This is a genomic window from Aphanizomenon sp. CS-733/32, from assembly GCF_028330045.1.
In the GTDB taxonomy this organism is placed as follows: Bacteria; Cyanobacteriota; Cyanobacteriia; order Cyanobacteriales; family Nostocaceae; genus Dolichospermum; species Dolichospermum gracile.
On the sequence record NZ_JAQMSE010000157.1, the window covers coordinates 1 to 14,275 of the forward strand.

Below are 14,275 nucleotides of genomic sequence, written 5' to 3' on the forward strand. Positions count from 1 at the left end.
GCTGGAGGTGGTGATACTGCTGCTGGAGGTGGTGCTGTTGCTGGCGGTGGTGATACTGCTGCTGGAGGTGGTGATACTGCTGCTGTTGGTTCACTGCTTACAGGTGGTGCTGGGTCACAACAGGCTGCGGTAGCTCTGACAAACAGTCTCACTGCTGCGGGTATTTCTCCACAACTAGCAACAGCACTAGTCACATCTCTCGCAGGTTTGTTTGGTTCTACTGTTTCTACTAACACTTCCTTACCAAATCAGCCCCTAGCCCAAGCAACATCAGGACAGATAATAGCAGGAATTAAAGCTCTCAAACCTGTTTATGTCATTGGTCAAAGCGGTGCTGGGCTAAGTGTAAATATCAATAAGCTGAACGATGCTATTGTTGCCTACAACGGAATTATTCTCCAAAGCGAACCAAAAGCTCTCAAGAATCTCTCTCGAAATACAGGTTTCGTCGGTATTGGTGGCATACTCAAACAGTTGAGAACCGCGATCAAATAGCCTCCTGTGTCAATACTGCTCGGTTAAGCCTAAAAAGTCATTATCCGGTAGGTTGGGTTGTTCGGGTCGGCGTTGCGGAGCAATGGAACGTTCACAAAGTGTGGCGATAGCTTGCGTGGCGACGTAGGAGCCATAGCCATAACCCAACATTATCAAAAATTTTGTTGGGTTTCGCTGTCGCTTAACCGACAAGTACTGACCCGCGACCAGCTAGATTTTTTTCGTTTTATAAGAATTTCCTGAGTTGCTGAAAACGGGGACTTTGGGATTATTAACGGAAGAACGGGTGTTTTAGCAAATAACCTCGATTAGGTGTATATAAGTAATGTATATATATAACTTTAAGATTATCCTAGTATTTATGGTATAATGGTCTGTAATAAATAAATAGTGCTATGCTGAATAGACCTAAAACCGTTTATTAATAAGGGGTTAGCAGATTTTTATCATAAAGAAGTGCAAGGTTTTAGCTGATAGTGTCTCAAAATAGTTGCATTTTTCTGTGTCGAATTTAGAAAATTGAGGATATTCACATAGCTGAAACTGTTCCCTGTTCCTTGCCCTCGCAGACAACTTGTTCAGCAAACCCTAAATAATCATCTACTCATCAAATCGAGGAGTTATTTATGAGTAATCGCTTCAGATCAAAAACCCCTTTCTTCGTGACGACATTAGCCATATCTAGCTCCCTAATTTTCACATTCCCAGTACAAGCCGAATTGCCTCCCGTTGCCCAAGTAATTTATGTTAATCCTGTTAATGGTTTAAATACTGCTGAAGATGGAACATCAGCAAACCCATATAAAACCATTACTTCCGCCCTCAGTCGAGCCAAACCGGGTACAGTTATTCAGTTATCTCCTGGCAATTATAGTAATGAATCATTCCCGATCATACTTAAACCAGGCGTAACATTACGGGGTGATGAATCCAGCAAAGGTGAGAGAGTCCTTATTTCTGGTGGTGGTGATTATATCAGTCGCATTTTTGCTAAACAGAATATTACTATCCTGGCGGATCAAGATACCACAATTGTTGGTGTCACAGTCACCAACACTAATGAAAGGGGTACGGGTGTATGGGTAGAATCAACAAACCCCACTATCATACATAATACATTTACTAGAAACTTCAGAGAAGGTGTATTTGTCACAGGCGAAGGAAATCCTCAAGTTAAAAATAACCGATTTGTGCAAAATATTGCCAACGGCATTTCCGTAACTAAATCAAGCCAGGGGGAAATTCGTAATAATCTATTTCAAAATAATGGCTTTGGTTTAGCCATTGGTGATACTTCCACACCCTCAGTCATAGAAAACCAAATCGTCCAAAACAAAGATGGTATAGTAATCACTGAATCGGCTACACCTGTAGTGCGTAAAAATGTAATTCAGAACAACACACGGGATGGTATTGTCCTCACCCGGGATGCTGCACCTGATCTGGGGACAAACGATAATCCTGGTGGTAATATCATCGGCAACAATGGTCGTTACAACCTCCAAAATGCTACCAAAAATAACACTATTTCTGCTGTTGGTAACAATTTTGATGTCTCACGGATTGTTGGTTCAGTAGAAGTAGGTAAAATTCAAACACCAACACCAAACTCTTCGCAAAGCGATAATTTATCAGTCAGTGATCCCAACATAGCACTCCTACGACAATGGGAATTAACACCCGTTTCCTGTGCCTCTGGTCGCCAAATAATTACCATCATGATGAGTGGTAAACGATACTGTGTTACACCCCAGCCTGACTTAACAGCCAGCAGTTACGAATATAATCAAGCTACTGGCGTTCTCAAAGCTTTAGCAAATTCCCCCAGCCCTGCTTCCCGGCAGCAACCTGGTGGTTTATAGGTTTCTGCATCAAATTAACATTCAAATCTACGAGGTTTTATGAAACATCAATTGAAAACAGCGATTGCAGTTGCCACCCTATCCCTATCCAGCATTTTTGCTTTGGGATCTATAGTTCAAGCTCTACCGCCAATAGATAATACTGTTGATGTTGATAATAGTAACAGGAGTACGATTCCAGATGTAGATCCGTTGGAGCAAGCGGACGCTGCAACTGAATTTACCTGCGTCCCCCAGGGTGATGGTAACGTGGCTACGGTTGGTCAGCGACCCGGTGGACAGCCAATCCCTGTCATTATTTGGACTTCAGCATCTTCAAGGTATTTTGGTGAGAAATTTACTCCTCAAGCCCGTTGCCAAATCGTGACACCAAAATTAAATCAGGCTGTAGCTGAAAGTGGTGGTAGCCTCAAGGATGTTGTGTTGATGAACGGTCAAGTCGGAAGTAAAACCGTCATTTGCGTAGTTTCTATCAATGACACTGGTTGTGATGGTAGTAATACTCTGTTTACGCTGAAACCAGAAAATGCCAAGAAGGCAGACCAAATTCTTGTCCAAATCATGCAAATCAGTCGTGAGGGTTCCAGTGCCGGCGTAATTCGGGAAACAAAAGGTCGTGTCCAGGTTAGATTAAAGGATTTGCTAACCATGAAGGCCAAGCGTCCACTCCAGCAAACCAGAGTAAAACCTGCTGCTCAAAATAACCCCGGTGGTTTGTAATTATCAACATCCTGCTCATAAATCCTAGAGAAAACTGGACATTTACTTCAGGCAAGAACCGGAAAAGTCTCATTTCTTTTTCTTTTTAACATTTAGGGGGTCTTATGAAATATCAATTAAAAACAGCGATTGTAGTTGCCACTTTAGCCCTATCTCACATTGTTGGTTTGGGATATACGGTTCAAGCCTTACCACCAGTGGATAATACAATTGATAATAACAGTAGTACGATGCCAGATGTAGACCCATCGGAGGTAGCTAATACTGGGACTCAATTTACCTGCGTATCTCAAGATGATAATAGCGTGGCTACGGTTGGTCAGCGCCCCGGTGGACAGCCAATCCCTGTCATTATCTGGACTTCAGAATCTTCAAAGTATTTTGGTGAGAAATTTACTCCTCAAGCCCGTTGCCAAATCGTGACACCGAAATTAAATCAAGCTGTGGCTGAAAGTGGTGGTAGCCTCAAGGATGTTGTGTTGATGACCGGTCGAGTTAATAAGAAAACTGTCATTTGCGTAGTTTCAGCAAATGACACTGGTTGCAATGGACGCAATACTCTGTTTACGCTGAAACCAGAAAATGCCCAGAAAGCAGACCAAGTTCTTGCCCAAATCATGCAAATCAGTCGTGAAGGTTCTAGTGCGGGTTCCGTTCGTGAGACAGCAGCTCGTGTCCAGATCAAATTAGAAGATGTGTTAACAAGCAACCGCAATCTCTCTGTTCAGCAACCGACAAAGACACCTGCTGTTAGAGATGACTCTCGTGGTTTGTAATTATTAACTCAAGTTGCTAGTTATCTGAATTAATGCGGGAAAAAGATTATGGGTAACTGGTCCTGAACTTCTAGTCCTCACAGATAACTTATTCAGCAACCCCCTAATAAGCGGTTGCTGAATAAGTCTTCTAGTAAAGAGAGGTGACAGGTGACAGTTTCAGCTATCTGTCATCCCCAAACTTTTAAGTTTATTAGGGGTAAAATGCTCCGTTTTGGTACTACCCCCCTCAAAAACCTTGCACCTATCTATTTTCCTTTTTATCAACCTCAAACCTTTGATTCATTTACGGTTTACGTTTTTTCAGCAAGCCCTAATTAGAGAAGAGATGAAATTCTGATCTTTTCCCTAATTACTAATATACAATTGGTAGGCATGATTTAATCCACATTATTTGAATGTTAATCATGTTTTCTCCCATAGCTCGTAGGTTGTTTTTAATATTTATTACGACGTTTTGTGTGATTCAGTTGTATGCCCATTCCAGCCCAGTAGTTTTAGGTGCTACATCCGATCCTGATGTTGATGTTACCGCGGCTAAAATTGCCAATCAGGTAACTGTCAGGATTTTAACTCAATCTGGTTCTGGCTCAGGGGTGGTCATTAAACGTGAAGGGCAAACTTATACAGTATTAACAAATAATCATGTAGTTGCTGATAGTCCTGAAGATGGTTATGGCATTTTGACTGCTGATGATAGGATTTACCAGGGACAACAAGTAAATGGTGTTAATACGAAGAAATTGGACTTAGCCTTGGTAAAATTTACTAGTCCACAGGATTATCAAGTAGTAAAATTGCCAAAGTCAAAAGCTATTTCTGAGGGAGAAACAGTATACGCCTCTGGTTTTCCGGCTTGGCATTTTGTCTTCAAAGGCAAGAAAATCACTAAAATGGAGGAAACCCGAAATTGGGGAGTTAAAGCCTTTCAAGTCAAGCCTGGAACTATTAAAATGCAGATTACTAAAACTCTCCCTGGAGGTTATCAATTAGGCAACACTAATGATATCTTTCAAGGGATGAGTGGGGGACCTGCCTTAAATCAGCAAGGTGAACTAATTGGTATTAATGGGCTGTTAAAGTATCCTTTTCAAGGTATTGAGGCTTTTACTTTTACCGATGGTACTATACCAAAAGAAGAAGATTATTTGCAAATGGAATCTCTCAGTTGGGCTATTCCTATTGATAATGTTCTTGCTTTTCTCCAAGAACAAGAAGTTGTCAAGGAAGATAAAACATAGTTACTAGAATTTACAACAATACTCAGAATATGAATTTATATTTTACCAGGGTAAATTATACCATCTTGACTACGACAGTAATCGCAACTATTGTAATTTCTCTACCAACATCTGCTGCTGATACTGTTAGTACCCAAAAGATTGCTCAAATTGCTAAAAGCACCTCAGTCCAAATTAATGCAGGGGGTGATCTTACTCCCGGCGGTTCAGGAGTCATTATTGCTAAACAAGGTAATACTTACACTGTACTCACAGCTAATCATGTGGTGTGTGATGATTTAGGCCGGGCAGGAAAAATTACTTGCGCTACAGATACTACTTATTCTATACGCACAAACACGGGTAAAGATTATCCCGTCAAAGATATTAAAGTATTACAGCAAACTAGAAATGACGCAGATTTAGCTATAGCTACTTTTGTGGCCACAGAAGATTATCCTATTGCGACTTTAGGAAACTCTGATCAAATGGTAGAGGGTGCAGATGTGTTTGTTGGTGGGTTTCCAGCCGTATTTGGTAAAGTTGGATCTGCCAGAGACTTTGCTTTCACTACGGGAATAGTTGTTTCTCGTGCCAGTAATGCCATTAATGGCTATGGTTTGATTTACGATGCTAGAACCATAACTGGTAATAGTGGCGGTCCTGTGTTTGATATTGCTGGTAGAGTTGTGGCCATTCACGGGTTAGCTGATACTTCAGGTAAGAATAAAACAGAAACGGGAGCAGTGGTAACACAGAAAACAGGATTTAATGCGGGGATTCCCATTAACACTTTTTTAGCTGCAAGTGAGCCAATTATTAAAAACACCCCCATCAAGAAGGATAATAGTTCTACTAGGGAAAGTCCTGCTACCCGTTTAAACAATCCTCAGTCAGCAAGAGACTTTTATGCTAGGGGTATTACTAAACTAGATCAATATAATTATCGGGACGCAGCGGCAGATTTTACTCAAGCAATTAAGCTTAACCCTAAATATATAGAAGCACACTTTAAAAGGGGATATTCATACACATGGGTCAGCAAACATCAAGAAGCTCTTACAGATTTTAACCAAGTTGTTGTTCTTGATCCTAACTACTTAGATGGCTACCTCAACCGGGGCTGGAGTCAGATATTCTTACAAAATGATCAAGCAGCCCTTGAGGATTTTAACCGGGCAATTCGTCTCAACCCTAACTATGCTGCCGCCTATGCCCATCAGGCTATGGCTTATATTAAATTAGGAAAGTATCAAGCGGCGTTGGAATCTTCCAAGCAAGCTATTCGTCTTGATCCTCATAATAGTTATGGCTACACAATTCAGGCAGATGTGTTTAACAACTTAAAAGACTATCCAGCAGCCATAAAAGTGTCAACTCTAGCTATTATTATTGATCCTGATGATTTTAATGCTTACATTAACCGCGCCATAGCCTACACTTTAACTGGTAATTATCAAAATGCACTTGCAGATTATCAAAAATCCGCAGAAATTTTTAATAGGCGTTATGTTAAAAAATCTGCAGATGAAGCAGAGGAAAATCCCAAGCCAACTTCTAATTCTCAAGCAGAAGCAAAGCCAAAACTAACTTCTAACTCTTCCACTGATGCTAATGTAGAGTTAATTAAAAGCTGGGAATTAACTAATGTTTCCTGTGGTTCTGGGGAAAAGTTAGTCACAATTATGATTGATGGTAAACAATATTGTGTAAGTCCTCATCCTAGTTTAATTCAGAAAAGTTATCAATACAATCGGGGTACAGGTAGGTTAGAATCTTTGACTAAAGTACAAGAAAATCCAAAACCAACTTCCCAGATTGCCACTGATGCTAATGTAGAGTTAATTAAAAGCTGGGAATTAACTAATGTTTCCTGTGATTCTGGGGAAAAGTTAGTCACAATTATGATTGATAGTAAACAATATTGTGTAAGTCCTCATCCTAGTTTAATTCGGGAAAGTTATCAATACAATCGGGGTACAGGTAGGTTAGGAGCTTTGAATTAAACTGCATCCTCTTCAATTATATTTTTCCAGAAGTGTCTCTATACTGGCATTATGATCTAAAAAAGAAAATAAATGTCTGTAGAGCAGTTTGCCATCTTTATCTAATACAAATTGTGCTGGTAAAGGCGCTCCCAATGCTTGTCCAGTTTTATAAATGCGAAACGTATGACAACTTGAATCACTTAATAATGGCATTTTTAAGCCCAAGTCTTGAACTATTATTTGACTTTGCTTTTTGTCGGTGCTGGTAATTAATAAAATTTCAATTCCCCGATTTTTAAACTGTTCATAGTTGTCATTTAAAGCTTGAATATGGGGATAGCAAAATGGACAATATTGCTTTTCGGTAAATATTCTAGTAAAGGCAATTATTACGGATTGTTTACCGCGAAAATCAGATAGCTTAACTACAGCATTATCAGTAATATCTAATAGTTTAAAATCTGGTGTGCCTACACCCAATCTAAAATTATCTAACGCCGGTATGGGTAGAAAATTATGGAAAAATCGCTCATTAAATAAGCCAGTAAAATCAGTTGAAGTCAGCATAAAAAATTCAAAATTAAAAGTTTAATTACCAAATTTCCCATTCTCTAAATATCAGCAAAGTAAATTTTAGACTTGATGGGATCAGGATTCATGGTTTTGTCTCCAGGTTGCCAATTAACAGGACAAACTTCATCAATATGGGACTGAACGTGCTGAATTGCTTGTAGTGTTCGCAGGGTTTCATCTACATTGCGACCAAAGGCTAAGTTATTAATAGTGGAGTGTTGCAGGATGCCATCTTTATCTACGATAAATAAACCTCGCAAAGCAATACCAGCGGCTGGATCAAAAACGTTATAAGCGGCGCTAATTTCTTTTTTGATGTCGGAAACTAGGGGATAATTTATATCACCGACTCCACCAGATTTACGATCTGTTTGAATCCAAGCGAGGTGGGAAAATTCACTATCAACGGAAATACCTAAGATTTCTGTATTTAGTTGGCTAAATTCTGGGTGGCGATCGCTATATGCTGTCACTTCAGTTGGACAAACAAAGGTAAAATCTAAGGGATAGAACAACAGAACAACATATCTACCACGATAATCAGACAATTTAATTGACTTAAACTCCTGATCTACTACGCTTGTTGCTGTAAAATCGGGAGCTTGTTGGCCAATACGGAGACATCCCTCTGTTCCATAGGTAAGTGTCATATTTTCGGCTCAATTAGGGACTTTTTAACTCAATATCATCAACAGCAAATTATATCATGCCGCAGGATATCTGCAAGTCGGCTTTTAGTGATATGCGCTCCTATGGCTACGTGGAAGCGCATCCCAAAGCCTAAAGACTAAATTCTATTTTTAGCTAGTTATTAGCATACTTGCCAATCACTTGAGCTAAATCCGGAACTGCATCCTCTACATGTTTTTTGGCGGAACTACGTAATTTGTCGTAAGTCCCGCGCACAATTTGGCGTTTCGTATGTTTAACCCTGGCATCAGTTACACCTAACAGCGCGTCCGCGGTTTTATCGCTATTGGCTGCAAGGTATTTGACTGGTTCACCCTGTTGCACTCCTTCACTCCAGATAGGATCAATTGCTGTTAAGCAAACTGGTAGGAGGGATTCAATGACATTAGGGATATAACCCGGTTGGATTCCCTTCAGTGCGGCAAAGGCGGTTTTTAGGGCTACGCCACTTAGTCCTGACTTAGAAGCTAGTTGCGCGTCTATCATAGTACAGCAGTCTTGGACAATTAAGTCCTTATGACTAGAATTCATGATTTCTTCACTCAGTCCCATTTTCATACTCCTACGTATCAAGTTGCTTGATTTATTATTCTATAAGTAGTTGGATAAAATTAAATTCATTCATAAAGTCAAGAAACAGGGAAGAGTATAGTATTTGGAGATTTTTGATGGCGATGTCCTCCATCATCGCCAGGATGAGTTAGCGGAGATAGCTATAGATGTTGGTGAATCTTAATCTGTTACTATAATTATGCGCTCTAAGGAATGGGACAGAATTAATTACACAATTGATTTCCCTGTTCCCGAACATAAAAACTGAAGATATCATTAATTCCCCGGTTGAACTTATCCCCTGGGGAAGTTATTATGTATGGGAATAGGATGCGTCTTGGCAATGGCAAAATAGTCTAAAAGATAGAAAATAATTCAGAAGACACAAATTTCAGGAGTTAATCAATTCTACCTTGAGTATCATTATTCCCCCCGTCCCTCAGTAGATGATACTGTGGGATATTAACTTCACGATTGGGATAACCCCTGAATTCTTTGTTGATAAAATTTCTATTCAGCTTTCACCGATCAGAATCAACCATAACAGTATGTCTTACGTATCTCTCCTAAAAAACATACCAGAAATATTCAGCCAGCCAACAGGAATAGCCGCCATAGCCTCCCTTGGTATTCATGGTGCTATTGCCTTGATTGTTCCATTAATGCCAGTTAACTCTAATCAATCTTCAAAAACTGACTCACCCAAAGCAGTCGGATTAATGGAATTGAGCGCGGCTGATCAAAGCCGATTACCACAACCCCTTAGTAAATCCCAGGTAGCTTTACAGCAACCCCCATTACCTCTACAGCAACAACTACCAGGTATTAATTTGAGTAGTCCATTAACTAGCTATCCCGCTTTACAACCGGAATTATCTAGTCAGTCGGTATTACCACTTATTCCGAGTTCGCCAACCAACTTGAACCTTTCTTATCTACCCAGTAAGCAATCTATTGAAAGATTGACTCGCAATGATTTACAAATGGCAATGTCTAGATTGCCAGCCAGGAGTACATATACTCCCCCAACTTATTCGACCTCTCCTCTTGTCAATAATTTAGATCAGCAAATACGAGAAACTGCACCTCTAGGTATTAATAAGTTGCCAGAACTGCGACAAAGTAATGAAATACCTGGAGAACCACTAAATAATCCATCTGCTGAAGCTATTGATATTGGCAGTACAACAACAGCGGGTATTTCAGCGCCACAAACAGTGGAATCAGGAAATAGTGCCACTAAAGTGCCTCAAGATGGGCAGAAATTGGCTTTAACAGATAATTATCAGGGCAAATCATCAGCAATCATCACCAATGAGTCTGAATCAAAAGGTAAAAGAACGGAGCAACTACTGGCTAAACTGAATTCTTACAATACTCTTAGACAAAATGTGCGCCAAGAATACCCCAATATAAAAGAGAAAGGGGTAATTCGGGAAACCATCTCTACAGATACACCTGAAATGGAAGGAACAGTTGTGGGTAGATTAGTTGTAGATTCAGATGGTAAGGTCTTGGATATTAAGTTCCAAGCAGGAGCAGAATCGCCGCAGCTACAATCTAAGGTTAGAGAATTTTTCAGTGCCAATCCACCTCAAGCTGATAAGCAGTTAATTAGCTCTTATCCTTTCCAACTGAAGTTCCAAAATAATCCCAATGCTACAGGCATAAGTTCTAAGATTCAACCTTCCGCTACTTCAAATACTGAAAAGGTATTTGAACCTGAAATAAAACCTTCAGGAACTCCCAACTCTCAAAAATCACCGGAAACTGAAAATACTCAAAGTCGTCCTGAGACTCCATCAGTAAATACTCTTAGTCCTATCACTTCAGCAACACCCAGTAGTGATGCTGCAGCTGTATCTACTGAATCTAGTAAAAAACTGATCCAAACCTTACGCCAAATCAAGGAAGAAAGAAAAAATCCTTAGCACCATGATCAAAGATGTGGTGCGTGACGCTGTCGTTCTCGGCTTTACACACCCTCTGTGCTTTTTTTGAACTGGATTTCTATAGATTTATAAGGGTTTGGCAGTGTTAAATCCTTATATAAAAAGATCACAGAAATATTGTACATGGATTGGATTACTCTCCTGCGATCGCTACAATCTGATTTTCTGAAAAGGTTAACATCTGGTTGTTTACTTCATTGTCAAATAGAAGGTCAACATAGTGAATTAACTATTATTTCTGGTGAGAGATTAAAGGCATTACGGGAATTTTGCTGGTTAATGGCGGAAAAATATAAACGCACTTCTCCAGTCCGTGACGTTTTTATTAATAATCTTAAAGGTAAATTAGGCGAGGAAGTTGTTAAGGAAAGATTAGCTAATTTTATTACAGAAGTAGATTATGAAAAACGCTTTGGTGGTGATGGTAAAAGTGATTTTACACTCACTGCTAATTCTGCCATTGGCGTTGAAGTCAAATCTCGTCACGGTAGTATTGATAGAGTCAGATGGTCAGTTAGTGCCGAAGAAGTGGAAAAAAATGCAGTCATTGTCTGTATTTTGATTCAAGAAGAAGTCAATGAAGCGCAATCTGCATATCATCTTTTTTTAGCTGGATTTCTACCCACGCAAATGATTAAATTGAAAACTGGGAAAATTTCCTTTGGGATTAATCAATTATTGTATGGTGGTGGTTTATTTTCCTATTTAGAACAATTTCCCATTCCAGCAACTTCTTATCCATCTAATTTATCTCAAAGTCAAATAATTAAACCCCAATCCACACCTGTGGATTTAACTATTTTTTATTTAAATCTTGGTGATGAATACTTCCAAAAAGGGGAGTATGCAGCAGCAATTAATAGTTATAATCAAGCCTTACTATTTAATAATAGTGATGCTGATATTTATTATAAACTAGGTTTAGTTAATTATCAATTAGGCGAGTATCACACAGCAATTGCTAACTATAGTCAGGCAATCAATATTAATATTAATCATGGTCAAGCTTATTATCAAATAGGTTTGACACATTATCAAATAGGGAATTATCAAATAGCTATAGAGGCTTATACCCAAGCAATTAGAATTAATCCCCATATTGCGATTAATTATAAAAATCGTGCTGATGTTCGCTCTCATATTGGTGATCCTCAAGGAGCAATTGAAGATTATAATCAAGCAATTAAGCTAAATCCTGATTATGTGACTACACAAAAAGATAGACAAATATCTCGTTACCTATTAGATGATCAACAGAAATCGCAGCAAGTAATTAATATTGATTTTGATAATGCTATTGGGTACAAAAATCGGGGACATGATCGGGTTGAATTAGGAGATTATGAAGGAGCAATTGCTGACTATACCCAAGCCATTCAAATTAGTCCTGATGATATTGATGCTTATTATTGTCGGGGTAATGCTCATTTTGATTTAGGAAAATATGCAGCAGCAATCACTGATTATACCCAAGTAGTGAAAATGAATTCTCACTATATTAATGCTTATTATAACAGAGGAAATGCCCTATTAGAAATTGCCGACAAGCAAGGAGCAGTGGCAGATTTTCATAAAGCCGCAGATTTATATTGGCAAGAGGGAAAATTAGCAGAATATCAAGATATAAAAGCGAGAATAATAGAATTAGAAATAGAAGCATCTTTAGATATTTTAAATTTCTAATAAATAACTGGAGTTTAGACTAAAAACAGATCCTTGAGTTAATACATAAAAGATGGCATTAAGTACGCACCAAATATCTACTTCTCGTTTTCTACCACCAGTTTTAGCTCCTGGAATTAAAGGTTCTATTAGTAATTAAAAAGTCTGAATCACGGATTATATGGATGACGCTGATTACACGGATTTTTTTGATTTGCTAAGATAACCAAAATCTGTGAAATCCTTTAATCTATAAAGTCCGTGATTCTAACCTTGTTTTTAGCCATTCACTCATCACTCAGGCTTACTCAGGAAAGGCGATCGCTCTGGTCATTAGTATAATCGTTCCACAAGAGTTTTAGTTGTGAGCAATATACAATCTAAATGTCCAACAGCTTATTCATCCTGTTCATCCTTTAATCCTGGTTATCCTGATTCTGACATTTTTATTTATGGTTTCTTCGCTTTTTGAGATTTTGTTTTATTGTGGGCAATTAACTGTGGATATTGATCTTGCATTTCCAAAAGTTCGGGGACAGTAACAAACTCATAACCCTGTTTACGGAACTTGTTAATGATTTCTGGTAAGGCTTTGACAGTGTGAGAGCGATCGCCACCACCATCGTGCATTAACACAATACCTCCTGGTTTAGCTTCTCTAAATATATTGTTAATTAATCTTGGTACACCAGGACGAGAATAGTCCATAGAATCAGACGACCACATAATAACAGCATATTTATTATTTTTGGCGTAAGCTGCCACTCCATTCCTCATGTTTCCCCCTGGGGGACGAAACAGACTGGTTTTCACCCCTGTAGTTTGATAAATGATGTCTGTTGTATTAGCAACTTCATAAGCTGCTACCTGGGGATTCATGTGATGATACCAATGGTGCCAGGTATGGTTAGCAATAATATGACCATCTGTTACTATCCGTTTTGTCAAGTCAGGATAATTCTTGACATTTTGGCCAACAACAAAGAATGTACTTTTGATATTATTTTTCTTGAGAATATCTAATACTTTGGCGGTGCTACTAGGCCAAGGTCCGTCATCAAACGTTAGGGCAATAACTTTTTTTCCTGGGGGAAGTTTAGCTTCACTAATTACAACCCCTTGAAAGTTAGATGGTACATCAGTGGAAACCCCTTTGGCTTGTGCTTCTTGTTGCCAAGTGGTCAGCATTTCTGTTTTAAATTCCTCTAACCGCTGCTGAGTTTTAACATTAGCAACAATATCTTTATTTTTAACAATTACACCTTGACTTTGAGCATCAGAAATTCTAGCTTTGAATAGAATCATCAAAGCAATACTTAAAGTGCCCGTTAGTCCAAGTATTGCAATTAATATTCCCTGGGTTCCAAAAAAAGACTTATTATTTTCCACAGTGTAACTCCTTCAAGGGGTGAGCAACCATTGATGGTATTGATGGCTCTGACGGTAGGTTATAACACATTTTTCTAAAAATTGAGATAGTTTGTCATACTGTGAAGTATGATGTCCTTGGTATTCATGTATATTCTGTTAATTGAACTCATGATTCACTATTAAAAAAAATAATTTTTTCCTCAATGCCATGAGTAGTTAGATGATAATTAACTGAAGATAGTTTCTCATTTATTAATGAAATTTAGTAGTTACATTCTCTGTACAGGACAAAAAATAGAGAAAAAGCTTGCAAAGGAAACAGAGAAAGGGTTTCATAGAAAGTTACCACACAATCAAAGAAACCCCTATGAACCAGATTAACTTATTACGAGACACACTAAAACCACATTTGGA

12 protein-coding genes and 1 pseudogene are annotated in these 14,275 nt (G+C 38.7%); 8 read left to right on the forward strand and 5 right to left on the reverse strand.

Going from position 1 to position 14,275, the window contains the following annotated elements; translation table 11 throughout:
* Positions 1–495 (forward strand): annotated as a pseudogene (locus PN471_RS12400) (hypothetical protein); the annotation flags it as partial.
* 9 nt (positions 496–504) lie between these two features.
* Here PN471_RS12400 and PN471_RS12405 read toward each other — a convergent pair.
* On the reverse strand, positions 505–687 hold the full coding sequence (locus PN471_RS12405) for a hypothetical protein (RefSeq protein ID WP_271777101.1): 183 nt from the start codon (positions 685–687) through the stop codon (positions 505–507).
* A gap of 434 nt (positions 688–1,121) precedes the next feature.
* Here PN471_RS12405 and PN471_RS12410 point away from each other — a divergent pair, with 434 nt between their 5' ends.
* The 5 genes from PN471_RS12410 (at position 1,122) to PN471_RS12430 (ending at position 7,079) form a co-directional block, all read left to right on the forward strand.
* On the forward strand, positions 1,122–2,357 hold the full coding sequence (locus PN471_RS12410) for a DUF1565 domain-containing protein (RefSeq protein WP_442867152.1): 1,236 nt from the start codon (positions 1,122–1,124) through the stop codon (positions 2,355–2,357).
* 39 nt (positions 2,358–2,396) lie between these two features.
* The gene (locus tag PN471_RS12415) at positions 2,397–3,077 is read left to right on the forward strand and encodes a COP23 domain-containing protein (protein WP_271777102.1); all 681 of its coding nucleotides are present in this window, start codon (positions 2,397–2,399) and stop codon (positions 3,075–3,077) included.
* Positions 3,078–3,181: 104 nt separating this feature from the next.
* Positions 3,182–3,853, forward strand: coding sequence for a COP23 domain-containing protein (locus tag PN471_RS12420; protein WP_271777103.1), 672 nt, complete (start codon positions 3,182–3,184; stop codon positions 3,851–3,853).
* Positions 3,854–4,260: 407 nt separating this feature from the next.
* A complete protein-coding gene (locus tag PN471_RS12425; protein ID WP_271777104.1) occupies positions 4,261–5,094 on the forward strand; it encodes a S1 family peptidase in 834 nt (277 codons plus the stop codon).
* A 29-nt stretch (positions 5,095–5,123) separates the two neighbouring features.
* Positions 5,124–7,079 carry a tetratricopeptide repeat-containing S1 family peptidase gene (locus tag PN471_RS12430; protein WP_271777105.1) on the forward strand — a complete coding sequence of 652 codons (1,956 nt, stop codon included), beginning with the start codon at positions 5,124–5,126 and terminating at the stop codon, positions 7,077–7,079.
* A gap of 12 nt (positions 7,080–7,091) precedes the next feature.
* Here PN471_RS12430 and PN471_RS12435 read toward each other — a convergent pair whose 3' ends face one another.
* From PN471_RS12435 to PN471_RS12445, 3 genes are all read right to left on the reverse strand, one after another.
* The gene (locus PN471_RS12435; RefSeq protein ID WP_271777106.1) at positions 7,092–7,628 is read right to left on the reverse strand and encodes a peroxiredoxin family protein; all 537 of its coding nucleotides are present in this window, start codon (positions 7,626–7,628) and stop codon (positions 7,092–7,094) included.
* A 44-nt stretch (positions 7,629–7,672) separates the two neighbouring features.
* Complete coding sequence (locus tag PN471_RS12440; protein WP_271777107.1) at positions 7,673–8,284, reverse strand: peroxiredoxin; 612 nt, start codon at positions 8,282–8,284, stop codon at positions 7,673–7,675.
* A 154-nt stretch (positions 8,285–8,438) separates the two neighbouring features.
* Complete coding sequence (locus tag PN471_RS12445; RefSeq protein WP_193896590.1) at positions 8,439–8,876, reverse strand: DUF6918 family protein; 438 nt, start codon at positions 8,874–8,876, stop codon at positions 8,439–8,441.
* Between the two features lie 548 nt (positions 8,877–9,424).
* Between PN471_RS12445 and PN471_RS12450 the strand changes: the two genes are divergently transcribed.
* On the forward strand, positions 9,425–10,807 hold the full coding sequence (locus PN471_RS12450) for a hypothetical protein (RefSeq protein ID WP_271777108.1): 1,383 nt from the start codon (positions 9,425–9,427) through the stop codon (positions 10,805–10,807).
* A 144-nt stretch (positions 10,808–10,951) separates the two neighbouring features.
* The gene (locus PN471_RS12455; RefSeq protein WP_271777109.1) at positions 10,952–12,511 is read left to right on the forward strand and encodes a tetratricopeptide repeat protein; all 1,560 of its coding nucleotides are present in this window, start codon (positions 10,952–10,954) and stop codon (positions 12,509–12,511) included.
* Between the two features lie 429 nt (positions 12,512–12,940).
* Here the strand turns inward: PN471_RS12455 and PN471_RS12465 are convergent, their stop codons facing one another.
* Entirely contained in the window at positions 12,941–13,879 is a 939-nt protein-coding gene (locus PN471_RS12465; RefSeq protein ID WP_271777110.1) for a polysaccharide deacetylase family protein, read from the reverse strand.
* Between the last annotated feature and the right edge of the window lie 396 nt (positions 13,880–14,275).